Origin of the sequence: Agrobacterium salinitolerans, assembly GCF_002008225.1 — a bacterium.
GTDB classification, from domain to species: Bacteria; Pseudomonadota; Alphaproteobacteria; order Rhizobiales; family Rhizobiaceae; genus Agrobacterium; species Agrobacterium salinitolerans.
Genome location: NZ_MRDH01000002.1, coordinates 233,138 through 255,168 on the forward strand (window position 1 = coordinate 233,138; position 22,031 = coordinate 255,168).

23 protein-coding genes are annotated in these 22,031 nt (G+C 60.2%); 12 read left to right on the plus strand and 11 right to left on the minus strand.

Going from position 1 to position 22,031, the window contains the following annotated elements; translation table 11 throughout:
- Position 1: 1 nt before the first annotated feature.
- Entirely contained in the window at positions 2–757 is a 756-nt protein-coding gene (gene mnmC2 / locus BS627_RS01320) for a tRNA (5-methylaminomethyl-2-thiouridine)(34)-methyltransferase MnmC2 (RefSeq protein ID WP_077981500.1), read from the minus strand.
- Here mnmC2 and BS627_RS01325 point away from each other — a divergent pair.
- The 9 genes from BS627_RS01325 to BS627_RS01365 all read left to right on the plus strand — a co-directional run bounded on the left by BS627_RS01325 (position 756) and on the right by BS627_RS01365 (position 6,702).
- Positions 756–1,964 (plus strand): NAD(P)/FAD-dependent oxidoreductase, encoded by a 1,209-nt coding sequence (locus tag BS627_RS01325; protein ID WP_077981501.1) that lies wholly within the window; start codon positions 756–758, stop codon positions 1,962–1,964. The genes mnmC2 and BS627_RS01325 overlap by 2 nt on opposite strands.
- A 96-nt stretch (positions 1,965–2,060) precedes the next feature.
- The gene (locus BS627_RS01330) at positions 2,061–2,768 is read left to right on the plus strand and encodes a DUF1045 domain-containing protein (protein ID WP_077981502.1); all 708 of its coding nucleotides are present in this window, start codon (positions 2,061–2,063) and stop codon (positions 2,766–2,768) included.
- Between the two features lie 204 nt (positions 2,769–2,972).
- The gene (gene puuE, locus BS627_RS01335) at positions 2,973–3,896 is read left to right on the plus strand and encodes an allantoinase PuuE (RefSeq protein WP_077981503.1); all 924 of its coding nucleotides are present in this window, start codon (positions 2,973–2,975) and stop codon (positions 3,894–3,896) included.
- Positions 3,896–4,393, plus strand: a complete 498-nt coding sequence (gene uraD / locus BS627_RS01340; protein WP_077981504.1) for a 2-oxo-4-hydroxy-4-carboxy-5-ureidoimidazoline decarboxylase — start codon at positions 3,896–3,898, stop codon at positions 4,391–4,393. Before puuE ends, uraD begins: the two co-directional genes overlap by 1 nt.
- Before the next feature lie 53 nt (positions 4,394–4,446).
- The gene (locus BS627_RS01345; RefSeq protein ID WP_035220685.1) at positions 4,447–4,737 is read left to right on the plus strand and encodes a nucleotidyltransferase family protein; all 291 of its coding nucleotides are present in this window, start codon (positions 4,447–4,449) and stop codon (positions 4,735–4,737) included.
- Positions 4,734–5,096, plus strand: coding sequence for a HepT-like ribonuclease domain-containing protein (locus BS627_RS01350; RefSeq protein WP_077981505.1), 363 nt, complete (start codon positions 4,734–4,736; stop codon positions 5,094–5,096). The genes BS627_RS01345 and BS627_RS01350 overlap by 4 nt, the downstream gene beginning before the upstream one ends.
- A gap of 3 nt (positions 5,097–5,099) precedes the next feature.
- Positions 5,100–5,600 carry an ureidoglycolate lyase gene (locus BS627_RS01355; protein ID WP_077981506.1) on the plus strand — a complete coding sequence of 167 codons (501 nt, stop codon included), beginning with the start codon at positions 5,100–5,102 and terminating at the stop codon, positions 5,598–5,600.
- Complete coding sequence (gene uraH, locus BS627_RS01360; protein WP_077981507.1) at positions 5,597–5,953, plus strand: hydroxyisourate hydrolase; 357 nt, start codon at positions 5,597–5,599, stop codon at positions 5,951–5,953. Before BS627_RS01355 ends, uraH begins: the two co-directional genes overlap by 4 nt.
- A 5-nt stretch (positions 5,954–5,958) precedes the next feature.
- Entirely contained in the window at positions 5,959–6,702 is a 744-nt protein-coding gene (locus tag BS627_RS01365) for a metallophosphoesterase family protein (RefSeq protein WP_077981508.1), read from the plus strand.
- Positions 6,703–6,705: 3 nt separating this feature from the next.
- On the opposite strand, the gene BS627_RS01370 is transcribed toward BS627_RS01365, so the two are convergent.
- Positions 6,706–7,971, minus strand: coding sequence for a D-alanyl-D-alanine carboxypeptidase (locus tag BS627_RS01370; protein ID WP_162520319.1), 1,266 nt, complete (start codon positions 7,969–7,971; stop codon positions 6,706–6,708).
- Positions 7,972–8,160: 189 nt separating this feature from the next.
- On the opposite strand from BS627_RS01370, the gene BS627_RS01375 reads away from it, so the two are divergent.
- Positions 8,161–8,742: a TetR/AcrR family transcriptional regulator gene (locus tag BS627_RS01375; RefSeq protein WP_077981623.1), complete on the plus strand. Its 582-nt coding sequence runs from the start codon at positions 8,161–8,163 to the stop codon at positions 8,740–8,742.
- Positions 8,742–9,086, plus strand: a complete 345-nt coding sequence (locus BS627_RS01380; protein WP_077981510.1) for a DMT family transporter — start codon at positions 8,742–8,744, stop codon at positions 9,084–9,086. The genes BS627_RS01375 and BS627_RS01380 overlap by 1 nt, the downstream gene beginning before the upstream one ends.
- A gap of 182 nt (positions 9,087–9,268) precedes the next feature.
- Here the strand turns inward: BS627_RS01380 and BS627_RS01385 are convergent, their stop codons facing one another.
- From BS627_RS01385 to puuD, 4 genes are all read right to left on the minus strand, one after another.
- A complete protein-coding gene (locus tag BS627_RS01385) occupies positions 9,269–10,402 on the minus strand; it encodes an alpha-hydroxy acid oxidase (RefSeq protein ID WP_165691094.1) in 1,134 nt (377 codons plus the stop codon).
- An 80-nt stretch (positions 10,403–10,482) separates the two neighbouring features.
- Entirely contained in the window at positions 10,483–11,232 is a 750-nt protein-coding gene (locus BS627_RS01390; RefSeq protein WP_165691095.1) for a sulfite exporter TauE/SafE family protein, read from the minus strand.
- Between the two features lie 273 nt (positions 11,233–11,505).
- Complete coding sequence (gene guaD, locus BS627_RS01395; protein WP_077981512.1) at positions 11,506–12,816, minus strand: guanine deaminase; 1,311 nt, start codon at positions 12,814–12,816, stop codon at positions 11,506–11,508.
- Complete coding sequence (gene puuD / locus BS627_RS01400) at positions 12,813–14,075, minus strand: urate hydroxylase PuuD (RefSeq protein WP_077981513.1); 1,263 nt, start codon at positions 14,073–14,075, stop codon at positions 12,813–12,815. Before puuD ends, guaD begins: the two co-directional genes overlap by 4 nt.
- 507 nt (positions 14,076–14,582) lie before the next feature.
- On the opposite strand from puuD, the gene BS627_RS01405 reads away from it, so the two are divergent.
- Positions 14,583–14,921 (plus strand): hypothetical protein, encoded by a 339-nt coding sequence (locus tag BS627_RS01405; RefSeq protein WP_162520310.1) that lies wholly within the window; start codon positions 14,583–14,585, stop codon positions 14,919–14,921.
- On the opposite strand, the gene BS627_RS01410 is transcribed toward BS627_RS01405, so the two are convergent.
- The 5 genes from BS627_RS01410 to BS627_RS01430 all read right to left on the minus strand — a co-directional run bounded on the left by BS627_RS01410 (position 14,897) and on the right by BS627_RS01430 (position 21,840).
- The gene (locus tag BS627_RS01410) at positions 14,897–15,826 is read right to left on the minus strand and encodes a LysR substrate-binding domain-containing protein (protein ID WP_077981515.1); all 930 of its coding nucleotides are present in this window, start codon (positions 15,824–15,826) and stop codon (positions 14,897–14,899) included. The genes BS627_RS01405 and BS627_RS01410 overlap by 25 nt on opposite strands.
- Positions 15,827–16,063: 237 nt before the next feature.
- Positions 16,064–16,918: a xanthine dehydrogenase accessory protein XdhC gene (gene xdhC / locus BS627_RS01415; protein ID WP_165691096.1), complete on the minus strand. Its 855-nt coding sequence runs from the start codon at positions 16,916–16,918 to the stop codon at positions 16,064–16,066.
- 193 nt (positions 16,919–17,111) lie between these two features.
- Positions 17,112–19,451, minus strand: a complete 2,340-nt coding sequence (gene xdhB / locus BS627_RS01420) for a xanthine dehydrogenase molybdopterin binding subunit (protein WP_165691097.1) — start codon at positions 19,449–19,451, stop codon at positions 17,112–17,114.
- A 3-nt stretch (positions 19,452–19,454) separates the two neighbouring features.
- Positions 19,455–20,924, minus strand: coding sequence for a xanthine dehydrogenase small subunit (xdhA, locus tag BS627_RS01425; RefSeq protein WP_077981517.1), 1,470 nt, complete (start codon positions 20,922–20,924; stop codon positions 19,455–19,457).
- Positions 20,925–21,063: 139 nt separating this feature from the next.
- Positions 21,064–21,840 (minus strand): 3-hydroxybutyrate dehydrogenase, encoded by a 777-nt coding sequence (locus tag BS627_RS01430; protein WP_077981518.1) that lies wholly within the window; start codon positions 21,838–21,840, stop codon positions 21,064–21,066.
- Positions 21,841–22,031: the final 191 nt, after the last annotated feature.

Sequence of the window (22,031 nt, forward strand, 5' to 3'; positions counted from 1 at the left end):
GTCAGCCGAATGGTTTTATGCCGCAGAGCATCTCCCGCTTTCCGGCAAATCCTTTCCGACGCTCCAGCTTAAAACCGGTGGCGATGAGGTTGCGGCGAACGAAGCCGGCGGCGGCATAGGTGGCGAATGTGCCGCCGGGCGCCGTCTTTGCGAAAAGCGCCTGCATGATCTCCAGCGACCACATGTCCGGATTGCGCGCGGGTGCGAAGCCATCGAGAAACCAGGCGTCGAAATTTTCCTCGCTTGCGGAAATGCCGGTAAGCGCTTCGCCGCAAACCACTGTCAGGCGCGTTTCGTCATCGAGCCGGATTTCGACCCGTCCTTTCGGCTCGGCGGGCCAGAGGGCGGTGAGCGCCTTGCGTTCGGCATCCACTTCCGGCCAGCGGGAAAGCGCCCGGTCGATTTCCTCCGCCTTCATCGGGTAGAGTTCGAAGGAGATGAAATGCAGCGTGGAGCGGCCGTTGCGCATCTCTTTCCATTGGCGCCATGTCTCGCAGAGGTTAAGCCCGGTGCCGAAGCCCAGTTCGCCAATGCGGAAGACGCCCTCGCGTTCGAGCCAGCGCTCCGGCAGGCCGTTTCCGGAGAGGAAGACATGGCCGCATTCCAGCCGGCCATCCGTCTGGCAATAAAAATGGTCGTCAAAGGCCAGTGAATAGGGCATATCCCCTTCACGCCAGTCGAGCGCGGTTGAGGCTTCCCCGACCGATGAACCGGCCGCTGCGCCGGTCTCTGTGATATTTTCGTTGGAATGTTTCATGGCTAAAGCCGATAATCCTGCTTTCGAAAAGGGTCAATCTCCAAGATTGCCGGCTTCCGTGCCACTCCTCGTCGTCGGCGGCGGCATCATGGGGCTGTGGGCCGCCGTCAAGGCGGAACGGCTCGGCATCGAGACATTGCTGGTGGAGGCGGATCGCACCGGCGGCGGCGCCAGCGGCGGGCTGCTGGGCGCACTGATGCCGCATATGCCGGACCGCTGGTCGGACAAGAAGCAGTTCCAGTTCGACGCTCTCGTTGCCCTGGAAAAAGAGATTGCCGGGCTGGAGGCGGAGACCGGGCTTTCCGCCGGCTACCGTCGCTCAGGCCGGATCATTCCGCTGCCGAAGCCGCATCTGCGCGCCATTGCCGAGCGACACGAACGGGATGCGCTGGAGAACTGGGTTTCGGGTGAGCGCCGGTTCCATTGGCATGTCGTCGACAGCCCTTCGGTCGCGGGCTGGGTGGATGATGCGGCGGGTGAGGCGGGTTTCGTGTTCGATACGCTGGCGGCGCGGGTTTCGCCGCGTGCGCTGATCGCCCTTCTTTCGGCTTTTCTCGGCAAGGCGCGGCATGTGCGGCTGGCGGAAGGTCGCAGCGTTCTTTTGCTCGATGCGGATGCCGGGCGGGCGGTGCTGTCTTCGGGCGAGGAGGTTTCTTTCGGCCATGTCATCGTCGCCAACGGCCATGGTTCTTTTCCCCTTATCCGCGACGCCCTCGGTTTGGATGCCGGTGTGACGCTCGGGCAGGCGGTGAAGGGGCAGGCGGCGCTTCTCGATGCGGCGGCCGACGCGGCGATGCCGGTGGTGTTTCTAAACGGTCTTTATATCGTGCCGCATGAAGACGGCACTGTTGCGATCGGCAGTACCAGCGAAGATTGTTTTTCCGATCCCTTAAGTACCGATGAAAAACTTGAAAAACTGCTTGCGGATGCGTCTGCCGTTGTTCCCTCGCTTGTCCGCGCGCCGGTGCTGGAACGCTGGGCGGGGCTGCGCCCGAAAGCGGTGGGGAGGGACCCGATGGTGGGCGCGATCCCCGGCCATCCGAGGCTCGTTGCGCTCACCGGCGGCTTCAAGGTCAGCTTCGGGCTGGCGCATTTTCTTGCCGATGCGGCGTTGCAAACCGTGTGCGGTCACACGCCTGTCATCCCCTCGGGCTTTCACCTTCAACAACACGTGAGTATTGCCGTCGCGGCCTTTAGAAAGTTCTGACCGGGCCGCCCACGTCGTTAATCTGTCACGCAAATCACTTATTTGCTGGCCTGCAAAGAGGCCGGTTTGTCCGCATTTGCGGCGAGGTGACAGTGCATGCGATACGCCATTCATTTCACGCCTTCCCCCAATGACCCCCTGACGCAGGCGGCGGCCGCGTGGTTGGGGCGCGATGTCTATTCAGGTCAGGCTGTGGAACCTCCCGGCACGATCGACCTCGGCATGCAGGAGATTTCCTACCATACGGCCCTGCCGCGCAGGTATGGTTTCCATGGCACGATCAAGGCTCCCTTCCGCCTTGCCGAAGGCCATTCCGAGGCCGCGCTTTTGCGCGACCTGATGTATTTTTCCGGCAAGCATGAGCCTTTCATGTTGCCGCAACTTGTGGTGGCGAGGCAGGAGAATGTCTTCAGTCTCGTTCCCGAGCGTCCCTGTGAAGTGCTGCATTTTTTCGCCGCCCGCGTGGTGCAGGAATTCGACCGTTACCGGGCGCCGCTCTCCGACGCGGAAATCGAGCGCGCGGATCCGGACCGGCTTTCGGCCTCGCAGCTCACCAATCTGCATCGCTGGGGTAGTCCGCATGTGATGGATGAGTTCCGGTTTCAGATGTCGCTGACGGGCGGCGTGGAAGCGTCCAGCAGCCAGAGGATAGAGCGGGCCGTGCGCAAGGTTTTCGAGCCGCTGCTCACCCGATCCCTGCAGTTTTCCAGCCTTGCGCTTTTCATTGAGGATGAGCCGGGCGCGCCTTTCCGGGTGCACTCGCTTCACCCCATGGGCCGTGTTTCCGCCCGAAAGATCGCCTGAAGAGCGCAACGGCACAATCGTATACAAAAAAGCATCGGAATGTCAGCAAAATTGATCTCGACATTCCGGAAGCGGATGCTACCGTTCGGATATCGCATATCTGAAGCGTGTGTTGTGCCCGTTGCGGGTCATCGCGCTTCGGAGGTCTGTTTTATGTCTCCCGAAATCGGTTTCCGCCTTGGGAGAGATGGTCTGGGTGGCTGAATGATTTCCGAAAATTACTCCCGTAATCTGGTGGGCTATGGCCGCAATGTTCCCGATCCGAAATGGCCGGGCGGCGCGCGCATCGCCGTGCAATTCGTCATCAATTACGAGGAGGGCGGCGAGAGCTGCATTCTCGACAATGACAAGGCGTCGGAATCGCTGCTTTCGGAAATCGTCGGCGCGCAGCCGTGGCCGGGCCAGCGCAACCTGAACATGGAATCGATCTACGAATATGGATCGCGCGCCGGTTTCTGGCGGCTGTGGCGCATGTTCACCGGGCTTGGCGTCACCACCACCGTTTACGGCGTGACCGCCGCCATGGCCCGTAACCCCGAGGCCGTAGCGGCGATGAAGGAAGCGGGCTGGGAAATCGCCAGCCATGGTTATCGCTGGCTGGAATATAAGGATTTTTCCGAAGAGGAAGAGCGCAAGCACATCGTTGAGGCCGTGCGTCTGCACACGGAGGTTACCGGCGAGCGCCCTTACGGCATGTATCAGGGTAAGCCTTCCGACAATACGCTGCGCCTCGTCATGGAAGAGGGCGGTTTCCTTTATTCGTCGGATTCCTATGCCGACGATCTGCCCTATTGGGTGAAAGGTCCGAAGGAAGAGCCTTTCCTCATCATTCCCTATACGCTTGAAACCAACGATATGCGGTTCGCCACGCCGCAGGGCTTCAATTCCGGCGACCAGTTCTTCACCTATCTGAAGGATGCCTTCGACGTGCTTTATCAGGAAGGTGTCGAGGGCGCGCCGAAGATGATGAGCGTCGGCCTGCATTGCCGTCTTGTCGGTCGTCCCGGGCGCGCGGCGGCACTTCGCCGTTTCATCGAATATGTGCTCGGTCATGAGAAAGTGTGGATCCCGCAGCGCATCGAGATCGCCCGTCACTGGCATGAACATCACAGGCCGGAGGTGTTTTGATGGTGACGCGCGAGGACTTTGTCACCCGATTCGGGGGCGTGTTCGAACATTCGCCCTTCATAGCCGAACGGGCCTATGACGCCGGCGGAGCGGGTTTGGAGCTAACGGCCAAGGCTGTTCACGCCGTGCTCAGCGCTCAGTTTCGCGCGGCTTCGGAGGCGGAGAGGCTCGGCGTATTGCGGGCGCATCCCGATCTGGCCGGCAAGCTGGCGATTGCGGGCGAGTTGACGGCCGACAGCCGCAACGAACAGGCCGGCGCCGGGCTGGATCGGCTTACCCCCGAAGAGCACGCCCGCTTTACCACGTTGAACGGCGCCTATACCAAAAAATTCGGCTTTCCCTTCATCATCGCGGTCAAGGGGCTGAACAGGCACGATATTCTTTCCGCCTTCGAGACGCGCATCGGCAACGCCGCGGCCGAAGAATTTGAGACGGCGATGGCGCAGGTGGAGAAGATCGCCTGGCTGCGCCTTTCCTCGATGCTGCCGGAAGGCTGAATTGGCGAGCGGTGGCCGTTCTGCTAGAATCGTGCCGTCTGGAGATGAAGATCATGAGACCTTCCGAGGTGCTGGAAAAGAACAGGGAAGCGATCCGCGAAGCGACGAAACGCTTCAACGCGGCGAACCCGCGCGTGTTCGGCTCCGTCGCCCGCGGCGAGGACCGGCCGGACAGCGACCTCGATATTCTGGTGGATGCGCTGCCGGGCACGACATTGTTCGACCTTGGCGGCTTGCTGGAGGAATTGAAGGCGCTGCTTGGTGTGGAGGTCGACGTCGTCACCTCAGGCGGCCTGCATTCGGACATACGGGCGCGGGTTCTGAAGGAAGCCAAAGCGGTATGAGTACGGATCGGCTTCTGCTCTATCTGAAGGAGATGGATGTTGCTGCCTCCAGAATACGTGATTTCGTTCACGATATGGATGAGGCCGCTTTTTCTTCCGACACGCGGACGCAGATGGCGGTCATGATGGGTCTTGCCGTGATTGGCGAGGCGGTCGCCAAGCTGGATAAGCAATACCCCGCGTTTTTACAGCAGCACCCGGAGATCCCCTGGATCAAGATGAAGGGTATGCGCAATCTAATCGTGCATGATTATTTCCGGGCGGAACTCTCGGTCGTCTGGAAAACGATAACGCAGAGCATTCCGGATTTGCAGGCGCGTCTCTCCCTTCTCCGAAACTGGCATGCCCAAGGTGAATGACATTTGACTGATTTTCTCGACATAAAACCTCTCACCAAAGAGGCTTTCGCATCCTTTGGCGATGTGATCGAAACGACACCCTCTTCCATGCGGCACATCAATGGCGGCCAGACCGAGCGGCACCATGCGCTTGCAGCGCCGGAGGCTGCGGGCGAGGGTGCGCGTGTCATCCTCAATATTTTCCGCGGGCAGCCGCGGGTCTTTCCGCACGAGATTGAAATGATGGAGCGGCATCCGCTCGGCAGCCAGAGTTTTTCGCCGCTCTCCGGCCGGCCTTTCCTCGTGGTCGTCGCCGATGACGATGGCGGCCGGCCCGGCCGGCCGCAGGTGTTTCTGGCGAGGGGCGATCAGGGCGTGAACTATCGCCGCAATGTCTGGCACTATCCGCTGATGCCGTTGCAGGCGGTTTCGGATTTTCTGGTTGCCGACCGCGATGGGCCGGGTAACAATCTGGAAGAGTATTTTTTCGATGAGCCCTATATGATCGCGGAGCCCAAGCCATGACCGGTTTGACCACCCATGTCCTCGATGCCGCCCATGGCACGCCCGCGCAAGGGCTGACGATCGAGCTTTACCGGCTCTCCGGCGATCGCCGCGAAAAGCTGAAGACGGTGCAGACCAATAGCGACGGCCGTGTCGATGGGGGGCCGCTGCTCGTCGGCGACAGTTTCAAGGCCGGCGAATACGAGCTGGTTTTCCATGCCGGCGATTACCTGCGCGGCAAGGGCGTGGTGCTGGCGGAGCCGGCCTTTCTCGACATTATCCCGATCCGTTTCGGCATTGCCGACGAGAGCGGCCACTACCACGTGCCGCTTCTGCTTTCGCCCTATAGCTATTCCACCTATCGAGGAAGCTGATTGCCATGATCTTTGCCGCCATTGCCGATATTCACGGAAACTGCGCAGCACTTGAAGCCGTGCTGGAGGATATTGCGCGTCTTGGCATCAAGGACATCGTCAATCTCGGCGATTGTTTCAGCGGCCCGCTGGAAGCGGGATTTACCGGCGACGTGCTTGTTAGCAACTGGATTCCCAGCATTCGCGGCAATCATGACCGGGAACTGATCGAGCGCGCGCCGGAGGAGATGGGAAGCTGGGAAAGACCGGCGCATGCGCAGCTGAGCGCCGCCCATCTGGACTGGTTGCAAACCTTACCCTTCAGCATGGTGTTCAAGGATATCGCCTATTGCTGCCATGGCTCGCCGCTTGGTGATCTCGACTACTGGCTGGAAACGCTGTCGCCGGAAGGCGTGCTGAAACTGCGGCCGCTGACCGAAATAGAGGAGCGGGCGGAAGGTATCTCCCAGCCGCTGATGCTGTGCGGGCACACGCATATTCCCCGTGCGGTACAGCTTTCCAACGGCCGGTTGATCGTCAATCCCGGTAGCGTCGGTTGCCCCGGCTGGAAGGACGACACGCCTTTCGATCATCATGTCGAGGCGGGCCATGCGCTCGCCACCTATGCCGTGCTGGAAGAGACCGGGCGCGGCTGGCAGGTCTATTTCCGGAATATCCGCTACGACAATCTGGCCATGTCGGAAATGGCGAGGGTCAACGGCATTCCCTATCTGGCTGATGCATTGGAGAACGGCTGGCTGAAGCGGTAAGGATCACCCCTCACTGGTCATCACCACGCATGCATAGGACTGCGCCTTCAGCGCCTTGCAGGCGGCAACCGCCGAAGACTGGTCTTCGAAGCCGGTGAACCGGGCGCGGTAAAGCGTTGCCGATCCGCTTTGCACCGCTTCGGTATAGGGAGCGATCCCGGCATGGTTTCTGGCGATGTTGGAGCGGGCATTGGCGAGCAGCGAGCGGGCGGCGGCTTCGCTGTCGGTGGCGGCGATCTGCACTTCCCAGCGGCTGCGCTGGCCGACGGAGGCTGCAGCGGGTGCCGGCCGCGGAATGGCTGAAACCTGCATCATGTCGGCCACCTGATCGTTCGCTGTGGCGATCTGCATGGCGACCGGATCTGCGCGGCGGCGTTCGGCAAACATGGGCAGCGGCACGGCTGCGGGCGGCACATCGAAGGTACGGCTGACACTCGCGCTGGCGACGAGCTGTTCGGTATTGCGGCTTCTCGATGCCTGCGGCACGGCCTTGTCGAGAAGGGCGGCCATCTGGGCATCGCGGCTGCGGGCGGTCTTGCCGCCTAGCACGACGCCAACGACACGGCGGCCATTATGATTGACGGCGCTGACGAGGTTGAAGCCGGAGGCATTGGTGTAACCGGTCTTGATGCCGTCCATGCCCTTGTAGCGATACATCAGATTGTTGTGGCCGCGGATGCGTTTTCCCCGAAAGCTGAAGGATTCCATGGCGAAGAGGCGGTATTCCTTGGGAAAGTCACGCTGCAGCGCCAGGCCGAGTTTCGCCATGTCGCGCGCTGTCGTCACCTGCGATTTGCTGGGCAGGCCGGAGGCGTTGCGGAACACCGTTTTCGTCATGCCTAGCTGGCGGGCCTTGCGGGTCATCATTTGGGCAAAGCGCGCCTCCGAGCCGCCGAGATGGTCGCCCATGCCTTCCGCCATGTCGTTGGCGGATTTGACGATCATGCCATAGACGGCCTCGCGCACGGTGAAGGTCTGGCCCTGGCGTACATAGAGCTTCGAGGGGATGACCGACGCGCCGTTCTTTGACATCTTTATCTTCTGGTCCCAGCGCAGTTTCCCGGAATGCAGGGCCTCGAAGGTCATGTAAAGCGTCATCATCTTGGTGAGCGATGCGGGGTGGTTGAGCACATCGGCGTTGCGAGCGGCCAGAACCTTGCCGGTATTGGCGTCCATGATGAAATGGGCATAACCCGCCTGCGCAGGCGACGCCTGCAATGAGAGGATCGCGCAAAAGAAGGCGAGCGCGAAGACCCATGCACCCGCCATTCCCCGTTTGACCGTTCCCGACATAATTCACCCCTTTTGTTCGATCGCCGCGATGGGCGAAGTTTTACTGACACTTTCCGGCAACAAAACCGCTAAAACTTTAGAGATCGCTTTCATGCTTAATTAAGTATGAATTTCAAGCTGGCGGGCGGGTCTGCAATTTCCTTGAAAAGAAACCAACCATCCGGTATGTTTTGTGTCGTGACAAATGCATATGAACGTAAGAAGCAACCCGAACTCGTGCGCCGCAATCTTCTCGATTGCGCGGCCAGACTCGCTGCTGAACAGGGTGTTGCGGCGCTCTCGGTGCAGGCGGTTGCGGACGCGGCCGGGGTGACGAAAGGCGGGTTGTTCCATCATTTCCCATCCAAGCAGGCGCTGCTGGAAGCGGTCATGGCGGACCTTCTGGCGGCTTTGGACTGTGAAATCGATGACCTCCTCTCACAGGATTGTGAAGGTTTCGGACGCTTCACGAGGGCCTATGTGAATGCAGTTTTCTCGGATCGGGGCAGGGATTCGGGGAAACAGTGGGCCGCGATTTCGGTTTCCATGGTCGGTGAACCGTCGCTTCGACGCATGTGGAACAGCTGGATCGAGGGGCGGCTTGCCCGTCATAAGGAAACGGATAATGGGGTGGTACTGGAGCTGGTGCGGCTTGCCGCTGACGGCATCTGGTTCGCCGATCTTCTGGCCGATGATGGCAGGGCAGGTGGCGACAGGGCGGCTCTCAGAGCGCGCATGATCGCGCAGACGAAGAAGGATGCAGGGTGATGAATGCAGCTGTCTTGACCTATGGAGCGCTCATCGCCGCCATCGTCTGCGAAGTCATCGCGACCTCCTTTCTGCAGCAGTCGCAGCAATTCTCCCGGTTTTTGCCGACGGTGCTGATGGCGCTGTTTTACGGAGCGGCCTTTTATCTGCTGTCGTTCACACTGCGGGCCATGCCGGTCGGCGTGGCCTATGCGATCTGGAGCGGGCTTGGCATCGTGCTGATTTCCGGGATCGGTTATTTCGTTTTCCGCCAGACGCTGGATATCGCCGCCGTCATCGGCCTCGGGTTTATCGTGACGGGGGTGGTGATTGTGAATGTTTTTTCGAAGACGGTGGGGCATTAACGGCACCCCTGCACCCTTCCTCATTCCTGCGCCCGTCACAGGAATCCAGCCGGCGCGCGTCTGCGCGACGGGGAGAGTCCTTTCGGCCCAAGGACTTGGGCTGGCTCCCTGTGACGAGCACAGGGATGAGGGAGGCAAAGTACGACGGGGCGTTCTGAGACACTGGCTCTGAGTTATCACCATCACGCCAGAATGCTGCGATCCACATCCGTAATCAGCCGCTTGCCGCAAAGCGCCATGCTGATATCCATCTCCTTGCGGATAATCTCCAGCGCCGTGGTTACGCCCCGCTTGCCATCGGCGCCGAGGCCATAGAGGAAGGGGCGGCCGATATAGGTGCCTTTGGCGCCGAGCGCCACGGCCTTCAGCACATCCTGACCGGAGCGGATGCCGCCATCCATATGCACCTCGACCCTGTCGCCGACGGCGTCGAGGATCTTCGGCAGCATGGCGATGGAGGAATGCGCGCCATCAAGCTGGCGGCCGCCATGGTTGGAAACGATGATGGCGTCGGCGCCGGTATCGAGCGAGGCGCGCGCATCCTCCTCGTCAAGGATGCCCTTGAGGATAAGCTTGCCGCCCCAACGCTGCTTGATCCATTCGACGTCTTTCCACGACAGGCGCGGATCGAACTGTTCCGCCGTCCAGGAGGAGAGCGAGGAGAGGTCGGAGACATTTTTGGCGTGGCCGACGATGTTGCCGAAGCTGCGCCGCTTGGTGCGCGCCATGTCCAAGCACCATTTCGGCCGGGTCGCCATCTGCCAGATGTGTTTCGGGGTGAATTTTGGCGGGGCCGAGAGGCCGTTGCGCAGATCCTTGTGGCGCTGGCCGAGAATTTGCAGATCGAGCGTCAGCACCAGTGCCGAGCACCCGGCGGCCTTCGCCCGGTCGATCAGATTGTTGACGAAGTCGCGGTCCTTCATCACATAGAGCTGGAACCAGAAGGGTTTCGAGGTGACCGAGGCGACATCCTCGATGGAGCAGATGCTCATGGTGGAAAGCGTGAAGGGTACGCCGAATTCTTCGGCTGCTTGTGCCGCCAGCATCTCGCCATCGGCGTGCTGCATGCCGGTCAGGCCGGTGGGGGAAAGAGCCACTGGCATGGAAACCTTCTCACCGATCATTTCGGTGGCAAGCGACCGGTCGGTCATGTCGACCAGCACGCGCTGGCGCAGCTTTATCTTGGAAAAATCCTCCTCATTGGCGCGGTAGGTGCCTTCCGTCCATGCGCCGCTGTCGGCGTAGTCGAAAAACATTTTCGGCACACGGCGCTGAGCCTGTTGCTTCAGGTCCGCTATGGTCAGGATTTTGCCCATGGATAAAGCCTTCACATTTGAATGATGGCTTCACATATCATGGATGGCGTGGTGGCGACATCAAAATCGTCGCCGTACTGTTACCAAAATGCGCGCAGGAACAGTTCGCAGCCGAGCAGAAGCAGGCAGATGAGAAACCAACGCCGGAACGTCGCCGGGCTGACGATGTGGCGAACCTTCTGACCGAGCCACATGCCGGCAAGGGCTGGCAGGACGGCCAGCGCGGAAAGTGACAGATGCTCGACGTGAAAGGCATTCTGCGAGGCAAGCCCGGTAGCCAGTGCAATGGTTGAAACGGTGAAGGAAAGGCCGAGCGCCTGCACGAGATCGTCGCGGTTAAATCCGAGTGACTGAACATAGGGGACGGCGGGCACGACGAAAATTCCGGTGCCGCCGGTCAGAAGGCCCGTCGCCAGCCCCATGACGGGTGAGAGTTTTGGTTCCAGCCTTGCCGGAATCGAGACCGGTCTGGCAAGCAGGCTATACGTCGCGTAAACCGCAAGGCACAGGCCGAGCGCCGAGGTGGTCCAGACGCCGGTGCCCGCCGTCATCAGCCGGATGCCGATGAGGGTGCCAAGCACAATGGCTATCATCATCGGCCACAGCCGCTTCACGATGGCCCGGAAATCAGGCCCAGCCAGCAATTGCCAGATATTTGTGACGAAGGAGGGCAGGATGAGCAGGCCGGCGGCGATGGCCGGCGGCATGAAGAGGCCGAGCACGCCCATGGCGACGGTGGGCAGTCCCATGCCGGTCACCCCCTTGACGATGCCGGCAACGATGAAGGTCGCGAGGATCATGAGCAGGGTGGTTGGGTCTAGATCCGGCATTGGGCACTCCAGAGTTCATTCGCATTTCGGCCGGGGGGTGCCAGCCAGTCATATGAAGCGAGCGGGTGCGGCACGGTTTCTTCTCCCCGCCGGGGAGAAGGTGGCCCGAAGGGTCGGATGAGGGGGCAAGCTCTCCGAATATCGCCGACGTTGCCCCCTCATCCCGCTGCCGCGGACTTCTCCCCGGCGGGGAGAAGAAACAAGGGGCATCCGCTCGCTCCATAGATATTGGTTTAAGCGAGATCGTGACCGGATGTTTCGGCCCAAGCCGAACTATGCAAGCGTGCTTTTCATCGCCTTACCGGCCACGTAGGTTTCGACGACGGTGCGGTCGTCGCCCATGGTCAGCATCAGGAACAGTTCTTCCGTCAGGCTGTTCACCACTTCCATCTTCAGCGCCATGGCGGGTGTCGAGGAGGCGTTCAGCACGGTGATGTCGGCGTCCGTGCCGGCCTCCAGCGTGCCGATGCGATCGACCATGGAGAGGGCTTCGGCGTTGCCTCGGGTCATCAGATACCAGCTTTCCAGCGGGTTGAGACGTTCGCCCAGCAATTGCTGGATCTTGTAGGCCTCGTCCATGGTGCGCAGCATGGAATAGCTCGATCCGCCGCCGATATCGGTGGCAACCGCGATACGAACAGGCTTTTCGCGCCGTTGCAGCTTTTTCATCGGGAACAGGCCGGAGCCGATGAAGAGGTTCGAGGTGGGGCAATGTACGGCTACCGCGCCGGTTTCCGAGAGTACATCTGCCTCGCGGTCAGAGAGGTGGATGGCGTGGCCGAGCAGGGTCTTTTCGCCCATCAGGCCGTAGCGCACATAGATATCCGTATAGTCGGTCGCCTCAGGGTAAAGCTCGCAGGTATATTTGATCTCATCCAGATTTTCGGAAAGATGCGTCTGGATGAAGAGATCGGGAAATTCCTGCGCCAGCGCCTGTGCTGCTTCCATCTGCTTCGGCGTGGAGGTGATGGCGAAACGCGGCGTGATGGCGACGTGGTTGCGGCCCTTGCCGTGCCAGTCGGCGATCACTTGCCGGGTCTCGTCATAGGAGGTTTCCGGCGTGTCGAGCAGTCCTTGCGGGGCGTTGCGGTCCATCATCACCTTGCCGCCGACCATCAGCATGTTGCGCTTCAGGGCCTCAGCAAAAAAGGCGTCGGCGGAGGTCTTGTGCACGGAGCAATAGGCAACGGCGGTGGTGGTGCCGTGGCGCAGAAGCTCGTCGTAAAAATGCGTGGCGATGCGCTGGGCGTGGGCAGTTTCGACGAAACGGCATTCTTCCGGGAAGGTATAGGTGTTCAGCCATTCCAAGAGATTGGCGGCATAGGAGCCGATGACCTGCATCTGCGGGAAATGCAGGTGCATGTCGATGAGGCCGGGCACGATGAGATGCGGGCGGTGGTCCTTTTCCTCGACGTTTTCGGGGGCTGTCTCACGGATATCGGCATAGTCGCCAATGGCAGCGATCCTGCCGTCTTCGATCAGCAGGCCACCGTCTTCGATATAGACATAGCTTTGCGTATCGTCGATTGCGAGCGGCGCGCGGCGGAAGCTCAGCAGACGGCCACGCAGCAGAACCATGCTCATTCGGTTTTTCCTTCGGCTTTTCCAGCCCCGGAAACCGCACTTTCATACCATGCGGTCAGCAGCTTGCGCTCATCCGGGGTGATGGCGGTGATGTTGCCGGGAGGCATGGCATGGCTGCGGCCGGCTTGCAAATAGATTTCGCGCGCATGGGCGGCGATCTGTTCGTCGGTTTCGAGCTTCACCGATTTCGGTGTGAAGGGCACGCCTTCCCACACCGGCTCGGCCGCATGGCACATGGAACAGCGGCCCTGAACCACATCGCGGGCCTTGGCGAAATGGGTGTCGGTGACGAATTGCTGCTGCATCGGCGAAAGCGTCGCTGCCTTCTGTTCTTCTTCGCCGGTCAGCACCTTCGGCACCGTGGAAAGCCACATGATGACGATGAAGATGAGCGCGGTCGCGAGCCAGGTCCAAGTCGGCTTGCCCTTGCGGGCGTGGGTGGTGTTGAACCAGTGGCGGATGGTGACGCCCATCAGGAACACCAGCGCTGCGATGATCCAGTTGAACTGGGTCGCAAAGGCCAGCGGATAATGGTTCGACAGCATGAAGAAGATCACGGGCAACGTCAGATAGTTGTTGTGTAGAGAGCGCTGCTTGGCGATGCGGCCATATTTCGGGTCCGGCGTGCGCCCGGCGATCAGGTCGGCGACGACGATCTTCTGGTTGGGAATGATGATGAAGAACACATTCGCCGACATGATGGTGGCGGTAAACGCGCCGAGATGCAGGAACGCGGCGCGGCCGGTGAAGACCTGCGTATAACCCCAGGCCATCGCCACCAGCGCGACATAAAGGACAATCATCAAGCCCCATGTGTTGTTGCCGAGCGGCGATTTGCAGAGGAAATCGTAAAACAGCCAGCCAATGGCAAGCGATGCAAGCGACAGGCCGATGGCCTGGAACTGGGTGAGATCAAGCACCGAATGATCGATGAGGAAGAGATCGGCGCCGCCATAATAAACGATGCAGAGCATGGCGAAGCCGGAAAGCCAGGTGACGTAGCTTTCCCATTTGAACCATGTCAGGTGCTCGGGCATGCGGGCAGGGGCGACCAGATATTTCTGGATGTGGTAAAAGCCGCCGCCATGCACCTGCCATTCCTCGCCATAGGCACCCGGCGGCATATCCGGGCGTTTGACCAGCCCGAGATCGAGCGCGATGAAATAAAAGGATGAGCCGATCCAGGCGATGGCGGTGATGACGTGGAGCCAGCGGACGGCAAAGGCCATCCATTCCCACGCAATGGCATATTCGTACATGCGGTTCCCCTGATCCTTGTGCAGCGCACCTTGCGAGAAATTTGGCCTTTAGGGAAGGGGAAAGCAAAGCTTGGCGCGCGATTGTTCACAATCCGATGCTCTTGTGTCTGCAATATCAGTTTGTTGTATCCTTTAGCGTGGGTTGGCCCGGTAAAGTTGCACTAGCTCATTCCTGTCGCATCGTTTGTGCTTAGCTGGCTAACGCGACTCAGCTATTATCCTTTGTGCAGTCTGCTGATGTGCTAAAATATAAGGCTGCGGAGTCCTGTAGGGCGTCTTGCCGGAAATCCATTCCGGTTTTATGCGCGATACGCAGGGCTTCCATGACATGTTTCGCTGGCGGTTCTTCCGGAAGCGGGCGCTGCGAACCCTGGGTGGGGGCAGATCAGGGGGCAGGTATCGCAGTTCCCGGCGCCGTTGTGTCCGGGTAAGTGTTGATGTGAAATTTGAATAAAGGGACGCAATGATCTTCCGGCTGCCGCCGTTGTTTCAACGGAGACCATGCCGATGCGCCTTGTTCTGACGGTCCTCTTCCTATCTCTGGCGTTCAGCGCCACCGCGCTTGCCCATGAATCCCACAAGGGGTTTAAATATGAAAGCTATTGCTGCAATGGCGACGCCGAAACCGGCGACTGCCAGATGATCCCCACGCGCAGTGTTCGTGTCACGTCCGACGGTTACGAGGTCTCGCTCGCGCCCGGCGATCACCGCATGGTCACGCGACGCCACGTCTTCAACTGGTCGCAGCGCGAGGCAAGACGATCCGAAGATGGCGAATATCATCTCTGCCTGTTTCCGGATGAGGATACGCCGCGCTGTTTTTACGCGCCGGACATGGGGTTTTGAGGCGGTTGCTGCGGATGGCTTTCTTCGATCCGCTTCAATATCCAGTCGCGAAACAGTTTGATCTTGCGGATGTTCCTGCGGTTTTCGGGGTAGACCAGCCAATAGTTCTTGCCTTCGCTGCTGAGGTGTTCGAAGGGCTGGTAAAGGCGGCCGAGGGCAATCTCATCGGCATAGAGTTCAGGGGTGAGCATGGCCACCCCTTGGCTGGCGATCGCGGCGGCGGCTTCGAAGGCCTGTACATTGAGGCGGCTGCGAGGATAACGATTTAGGCCGGGATTTTCGACGCCGACTTCCTGGAACCATTGGCTCCACCAGATATCGCCGGGATCGATGATGCGCAGGCGCAGCAGGTCTTCCGGTTTGTGCAATCCGCCGATGCTTTCGGCAAGGCTCGGATGCAGCATCGGCGTATAAACGCCGCGCAGCAATTGATGATAGATAAGCCCTTTGCCGTTATCTTTGCTCCAGCGAATGGCGACATCGCAATCGGATTGGGAAAAATCGATCAATGTCCCCGACGTTTCCAACCGCACGGCGATGGAAGGATGTTCGAGCTGGAAAGCTCCCAGATGCCGCGAGAGCCAGCGCGAAGCAAAGGTGGCCGTGGAATGGATGGTCAAGGTGGCGTCAGGCGTGTCACGCACATTATCTACGGCCTCCTGTAACGTATTGAAAGCTTCGGCGACTTTCGGCGCGAGTTTCTGCCCGGCCTCGGTCAGCGAAACCTGCCGCGCCCTTCTGATGAAGAGCGGTTCGCCGATATTCTCTTCCAGCAGTTTCACCTGATAGCTCACCGCCGTCTGCGTCATGCCCAGTTCCTCACCGGCCTTGGTGAAACTGAGATGCCTTGCGGCGGCTTCGAACACCCGCAGGGCGTTCAGCGGGAACTGGCGCGACATTTTCATGGATAAGTTCTCTTTATGCCAATTGCCGAAGGTTTCATTGGTTTTTCTCCGGAAAACAGAGCATTTTTAGCTCAATTCATCAACTGAGCTTCTGACATTTTTGAATGGAGACGAACATGCGCACAGCACTCTTGCGCGCGTGGTCCCGCCTGCGTGCGGGTCTGCGGACAGCGGAACGGTTTACCCTTGAAAGCCTTCAACCCGACAATCTGGCGGATGAAAGCCTGCCGGATGGGCTCAGGCGTGATCTTGGTCTTGAGGATGGGCGTGTCGATTTTCGTTGCGACGGATTTCGGCAACGGAAAATGCTTGCAGCAACTCGGCTGCCACAAGGGCCGCTATGACGGCGGGACGCTTGTCCCTGACGCCTGTGCCGCCGATGGGTAGGGTGAGCTTTGCAAGGCGGGAAGGGGGCTCTCCCTCCCGCTCCAGCCAATGGGCGAAGGTGGCGCGTTTGGTCTTCGAGCCGATCATGCCGACATAAGCGAGATCGTCGCGGGCAAGCGCTTCCTTCGCAATCAGGAAATCAAGTGCATGGTCGTGGGTGACGATGATCGCCGCGCCGTTTGCCGGGATTTTCGGAACGAACGCTTCCGGCATGGGGGTGAGGATGGACCCCACCGCCGATGGAAGATCGCGTAACTCGCTTTCACGGGTTTCCACCACCGTCAGGCTCAGGGGCAGCAGCGACATGGCATCTGCCAGCGCCTTGCCGACGTGACCCGCGCCGAAAATGAAGACGGCGGGCTGCTGTTCGGCTTCGCCCTTCAGCCGCGCCTCAAGCCCGGCGGCAATCTCTGCCGTTACCAGCCGGAACCGGAGCAAGGTACGCCCGCCGCAGCATTGGCCGATTTCCGGCCCAAGCGGAATATCCATGCGGTCTTCGGTCGTCCCTGTTCGCAGCATGGCGCGGGCGTGGTCTATCGCCATATATTCGAATTCCCCGCCGCCGATGGTTTCCCACAAGGCTTCCTGGCTGACCAGCATGAAGGTGCCAGCCTCGCGTGGGGATGAGCCTTTCACTGCCTCGATTTCCACGAGGATGGTGGGGGCAGGGCGGGCGAGGAAGGCGGAGAGGGAGGCGTCAGGCATTGGGGCTGGCCCCCTCATCCGGCGCTGCGCGCCACCTTCTCCCCGGCGGGGAGAAGAAACCCGGAACACTGGCTCCGCCCACCTCAAATGTTTTAAGGACGTGCGAGACGGCGCGGCATATTTCTTCTCCCCGCCGGGGAGAAGGTGGCCCGAAGGGCCGGATGAGGGGGCTCGGCCGCATGGATACTCCCCCTCACACCTTCTTCAACCGTTCCACCGCCATCAAAACGCGCTCCGGCGTTGCCGGGGCATCGAGGCGTGGGCAGACCTTGTAATCGGCGACGGAGGCGACGGCCATGGAGAGCGCTTCGAGAACCGAGATCGCCAGCATGAAGGGCGGCTCGCCTACGGCCTTGGAGCGGCCGATGGTGGGTTCGGCATTTTCCGCCCATTCCGCCAGCCTGACGTTAAAGCTCTTTGGCCGGTCGGAGGCAAGCGGGATCTTGTAGGTGGAAGGTGCATGGGTGCGTAGCCGCCCCTTGCCGTCCCACCACAGTTCCTCCGTGGTCAGCCAGCCCATGCCCTGCACGAAAGCGCCTTCGATCTGGCCGATATCGATGGCCGGGTTGAGCGACTTGCCGACATCGTGGAGGATATCGGTGCGTTCCATCAGGTATTCGCCAGTCAGCGTGTCGATCGACACTTCGGAACAGGCCGCGCCATAGGCGAAATAATAAAACGGTGTGCCACGGCCGGCGGCGCGATCCCAGTGGATTTTTGGCGTCTTGTAAAAACCGGCGGCCGATAGTTGGACGCGGGCGAAATAAGCCTTTTTGACGAAATCGTTGAAGGCGATTTCTTCAAGCCCGATGCGCACCCGGTTCGGCAGGAAGACAACCTCTTCTTCCGGCACATTCCAGTTTTCAGCGGCGAATTTCACCAGCCTTTCGCGGATCTGACGGGCGGCGTCATAGGCCGCCATGCCATTCAGGTCGGTGCCGGAGGAGGCGGCGGTGGCCGACGTGTTCGGCACCTTGCCCGTCGTCGTGGCGGTGATTTTCACCCTGTTGATATCCACCTGGAAGGCATCGGCCACCACCTGCGCCACCTTGGTGTAAAGGCCCTGACCCATTTCGGTGCCGCCATGGTTCAGGTGGATGGAGCCGTCATTATAGATATGCACCAGCGCGCCCGCCTGATTGAAGGCGGTCATGGTGAAGGAGATGCCGAATTTGACCGGGGTGAGCGCGATACCCTTGCGGATGATCGGGCTTGTCCTGTTGAACTCAACGATTGCCTGCCGGCGCGCACGATAGTCGCTGGAGGTTTCCAGTTCCTCGACGACGCGGGCGATGATGTTGTCTTCGACTTCCTGATGATAGGGCGTTGTGGTGCGGCCGGAGCCGGTTTCGCCGTAGAAATTCAGTTTGCGGATATCGAGCGGGTCCTTGCCGACGGCATAGGCGATTTCTTCGATGAAACGTTCTGCGCCCAGCATGCCCTGCGGGCCGCCGAAGCCGCGAAAGGCGGTGTTGGAGACCGTGTGGGTTTTCAGCGGCCGGGAGGTGAGGTGCACATTCGGGTAGAAATAGCTTGAATCGGCATGGAACAGCGCACGGTCGGTGACCGGCCCGGACAGATCGGAGGAGAAGCCACAGCGCGCGGCATAGGTGGCGTCTACAGCGTGGATGCGACCTTCATCATCGAAACCAAGTTCGTAATCGACACGGAAATCATGGCGCTTGCCGGTGGCGCTCATGTCCTCGTCGCGGTCGGGGCGGATTTTTACGGCCCGGTTCAGCTTCTTGGCGGCGATGGCGCAAAGGGCTGCGAACTGGTTGCCCTGCGTTTCCTTGCCGCCGAAACCGCCACCCATGCGGCGCACCTGCACCGTGACGGCATTGGATGGCACCTGCAGGATATGGCTGACAATGTGCTGGATTTCGCTTGGATGCTGGGTGGAACTCCACAGCGTCACTTCGTCATCCTCACCCGGCACGGCCATGGCAATGTGACCTTCGAGGTAGAAATGCTCCTGTCCGCCAATGCGCATCGTTCCGGTGAGGCGGCGTGGTGCGACATCCATCTCGATCTTGGCATCGCCGCGCTTCAGCGTCATCGGATCGATGACGAGCGCGCCGCCATTTTCGATTGCGGTATCGATATCTGTGAAATGCGGTAGGTCCTTATAGGTGATCTTTGCCTTGCGTGCGGCCTTGCGGGCGATATCGCGGGTTTCGGCAAAGACGGCGAAGACCGGCTGGCCGTGAAATTCGACCTTTGTCTCGGCGAGCAGCGGTTCGTCGTGACGACCGCCGGAGGAGATGTCGTTTTCGCCGGGCACGTCCTTGCCCGTCATCACCCAAAGTACGCCCGGTGTGGCCTCCACTTCGGAGAGGTCCATCGTGATGATTTCCGCGTGAGCACGGTCGGCAAGGCCGAGTGCGCCGTGGACGAGGCCGGCGGGTTCGGGAATGTCATCGATATATTCGGCGCTGCCGGTCACATGCTTGTGGGCGGAATCATGCCGGAGCGAGGTGTGCATCGAGCCGTCGATTTCGGTCTTGGTCTTGTCGAAGCTTGTGGTGTCCATGGTTCAAGCCTCCTCCAGCGTGAAACGCGCAAGTTCCTGCTTTTCGCCTGATGTCTCCAGGAAGAATCGTATCAGCAGGTTCTTCGCCGTCAGTTGGCGATATTCGGCGGTCGCGCGCCAATCCGTCAGCGGGGTGAAATCCTCATCCAGCGCATCGCGCGCCGCATCGATCGTTTCCTGCGACCACTCTTTCCCGAGAAGCGCTGCCTCCAGATGTGCAGCGCGTTTCGGCGTGCCGGCCATGCCGCCGAAGGCGATACGGATGTCTTCGACGGTGCCCTCGGCATCTAACGTCAGATTAAAGGCGGCGCAGAGGGCGGAAATATCCTCGTCGCGGCGCTTGGAAATCTTGTAGACGGCGTAGTGGCTTTCCGGTTTCTGAAACGGAATGAAGAGTTTCTCGACGAATTCGCCGCTCAGCCGGTCCTGTTTGCCGTAATCGATGAAGTAGCTTTCCAGCGGCAGGCTGCGATTGCCGGAGGACGAGCGCAGGGTCAGCGTCGCGCCAAGCGCGATCAGCGCCGGTGGGGTGTCGCCGATGGGCGAGCCGTTGGCGATATTGCCGCCGATGGTGCCCATGTTGCGCACCTGTTCGCCGCCGAGCCGATCAAACAACCGGGCAAGCGGCGGGAAGTGCTCCGCGATGGTCTTAAAGGCCTGGCTGTAGGTCACGCCAGCGCCCAGCGTGATGCCGTCTTCACTTACGGTGATGGTTTGCAGGTCGCCGAGATTGTTGATGAAGATGACAGGGTTCAGCGCCCGCATCTGCTTTGTTACCCACAGGCCGACATCGGTGGAGCCGGCCACGATGGTCGCCTTCGGTTCGGCAGCGTAAATCTCGGTCAGCTCGGCCAGCGTCGCTGGAATGATGGTGCGGCCCTCGCCGTGGGTGACGGTGATCGTTTCATTGGCGCGGATCGCCCAGAGCCTTGCCATGATATCGGTGCGGTCGCGTTGCAGCGGGTCGAAGAGGGCGCTCGGGCGCGCGGCGGCGATCTTTTCGGCGGCGCGGACTATCGGCTCATAGCCCGTGCATCGACAGAGATTGCCTTGCAGCGCCTTTTCGATGTCGGCGCCGCCGGGGTTTTCGCTTGATAGCCACAGGCCGTAGAGCGACATGATGAAGCCCGGCGTGCAGAAACCGCATTGCGAGCCGTGGAAATCCACCATCGCCTGCTGCACGGGGTGCAGCGTGCCGTCGCGCGCGGCCAGATGCTCCACCGTGACGATATGGGCGCCGTGCAGCGAACCTAAAAAGCGGATGCAGGCATTGACGCTTTCGTACCGGAGCGAACCATCAAGAAGCCGCCCGACCAGCACCGTGCAGGCGCCGCAGTCGCCTTCGGCGCAGCCTTCCTTGGTCCCGGTCAACCGCTTGTTGATGCGGAGATAATCGAGAAGCGTGTCTGTCGGTCCGAAACCCTTCAGCGAGATGGTTTCGCTGTTGAGGATGAAACTGATCGCGTCGTTCATGCAATGCCCTGCTTTTTTTGACCGGCTGCCGAGCCGGTTTCTTGTCATTATCCCTGCGCATCATATGCACGCCGCCGCGCGCATATCGATTTCCGTTTTGGCAATTCATTATTTCCAAATCGGAAAGAAAATGCAGCAATTATTGCGCCGTCCAGCCGCCATCCACGGAAATATGGGTGCCGGTGATGTTACTGGCGGCATCGCTTGCCAGAAAGATGGCCGCGGCGGCCACATCGTCGACGGTGACGAATTGCTTGGTTGCCTGCAACTCCAGCATCACATCGTTCTTCACCGCCTCTTCGCTGATGCCACGCACCTTGGCCATCTCAGGTATCTGCTTTTCAACCAGCGGGGTCAGCACATAACCGGGACAAATGGCGTTGACGGTGACGCCGGTCTGCGCAAGCTCCAGCGCCGCCGTTTTCGTCAGGCCCATGATGCCGTGTTTGGCCGCCACATAGGCCGATTTGAACGGCGAGGCGACAAGGCCGTGGGCGGATGCGATGTTGATGATACGGCCTTTTCCGGCCTTCTTCATCAGCGGTATCGCAGCACGCATGGTATGGAAGGAACTGGTCAGATTGATGGCGATGATCCAGTCCCATTTTTCCGTCGGGAATTCTTCGATGGGCGCGATGTGCTGGATACCGGCATTGTTGACGAGCACATCCACCGAGCCGAGCTTTTCGTGCGAGGATTGAATGAGATCGGCGATCTCGTCCGGTTTCGTCATATCGGCAGGGTGATAAAGCACGCGCCCGCCGCTTTCGGCCTCCAGCAGCAGACGCAACTTCTCAATTTCGTCCTCATCGCCGAAGCCGTTCAGCACGATATTGGCGCCGTCGCGCGCAAATCGCTGGGCAATGCCAAGGCCGATGCCGCTTGTGGAGCCTGTCACGATAACTGTCCGATGCATGCTTTCCCCTTTTTGCATTACTTCGCACATATTTAAGCAGCCTATGCCCAAAGGGGGCAGGCTGGCAATCGCCATTTAGGATTGAGCGCGCAAGGCGGCTCGTGTGGGTGCGACCATCGATTTTTTCGACGCCAAGCATCCAGATTTTGCGGCAGATTTTGCGTTTGCCTGCGGGGGCTTCCGTCCCTATC

Excerpts from the sequence above, each read along its gene's own strand:
- guaD (WP_077981512.1), bottom strand. The coding sequence starts at position 12,816 with ATGAGCATGGTTCTGCTGCGTGGCCGTCTGCTGAGCTTCCGCCGCGCG.
- BS627_RS01345 (WP_035220685.1), top strand. The coding sequence starts at position 4,447 with ATGAGACCTTCCGAGGTGCTGGAAAAGAACAGGGAAGCGATCCGCGAA.
- BS627_RS01430 (WP_077981518.1), bottom strand. The coding sequence starts at position 21,840 with ATGCATCGGACAGTTATCGTGACAGGCTCCACAAGCGGCATCGGCCTT.
- BS627_RS01410 (WP_077981515.1), bottom strand. The coding sequence starts at position 15,826 with ATGAAAATGTCGCGCCAGTTCCCGCTGAACGCCCTGCGGGTGTTCGAA.
- uraD (WP_077981504.1), top strand. The coding sequence starts at position 3,896 with ATGGTGACGCGCGAGGACTTTGTCACCCGATTCGGGGGCGTGTTCGAA.
- mnmC2 (WP_077981500.1), bottom strand. The coding sequence starts at position 757 with ATGAAACATTCCAACGAAAATATCACAGAGACCGGCGCAGCGGCCGGT.
- BS627_RS01405 (WP_162520310.1), top strand. The coding sequence starts at position 14,583 with ATGCGCCTTGTTCTGACGGTCCTCTTCCTATCTCTGGCGTTCAGCGCC.
- puuE (WP_077981503.1), top strand. The coding sequence starts at position 2,973 with ATGATTTCCGAAAATTACTCCCGTAATCTGGTGGGCTATGGCCGCAAT.
- xdhC (WP_165691096.1), bottom strand. The coding sequence starts at position 16,918 with ATGCCTGACGCCTCCCTCTCCGCCTTCCTCGCCCGCCCTGCCCCCACC.
- BS627_RS01385 (WP_165691094.1), bottom strand. The coding sequence starts at position 10,402 with ATGGGCAAAATCCTGACCATAGCGGACCTGAAGCAACAGGCTCAGCGC.
- puuD (WP_077981513.1), bottom strand. The coding sequence starts at position 14,075 with ATGTACGAATATGCCATTGCGTGGGAATGGATGGCCTTTGCCGTCCGC.
- BS627_RS01380 (WP_077981510.1), top strand. The coding sequence starts at position 8,742 with ATGAATGCAGCTGTCTTGACCTATGGAGCGCTCATCGCCGCCATCGTC.
- BS627_RS01390 (WP_165691095.1), bottom strand. The coding sequence starts at position 11,232 with ATGCCGGATCTAGACCCAACCACCCTGCTCATGATCCTCGCGACCTTC.
- BS627_RS01370 (WP_162520319.1), bottom strand. The coding sequence starts at position 7,971 with ATGGCGGGTGCATGGGTCTTCGCGCTCGCCTTCTTTTGCGCGATCCTC.
- BS627_RS01375 (WP_077981623.1), top strand. The coding sequence starts at position 8,161 with ATGTTTTGTGTCGTGACAAATGCATATGAACGTAAGAAGCAACCCGAA.
- BS627_RS01350 (WP_077981505.1), top strand. The coding sequence starts at position 4,734 with ATGAGTACGGATCGGCTTCTGCTCTATCTGAAGGAGATGGATGTTGCT.
- uraH (WP_077981507.1), top strand. The coding sequence starts at position 5,597 with ATGACCGGTTTGACCACCCATGTCCTCGATGCCGCCCATGGCACGCCC.
- xdhA (WP_077981517.1), bottom strand. The coding sequence starts at position 20,924 with ATGAACGACGCGATCAGTTTCATCCTCAACAGCGAAACCATCTCGCTG.
- BS627_RS01330 (WP_077981502.1), top strand. The coding sequence starts at position 2,061 with ATGCGATACGCCATTCATTTCACGCCTTCCCCCAATGACCCCCTGACG.
- BS627_RS01325 (WP_077981501.1), top strand. The coding sequence starts at position 756 with ATGGCTAAAGCCGATAATCCTGCTTTCGAAAAGGGTCAATCTCCAAGA.
- xdhB (WP_165691097.1), bottom strand. The coding sequence starts at position 19,451 with ATGGACACCACAAGCTTCGACAAGACCAAGACCGAAATCGACGGCTCG.
- BS627_RS01365 (WP_077981508.1), top strand. The coding sequence starts at position 5,959 with ATGATCTTTGCCGCCATTGCCGATATTCACGGAAACTGCGCAGCACTT.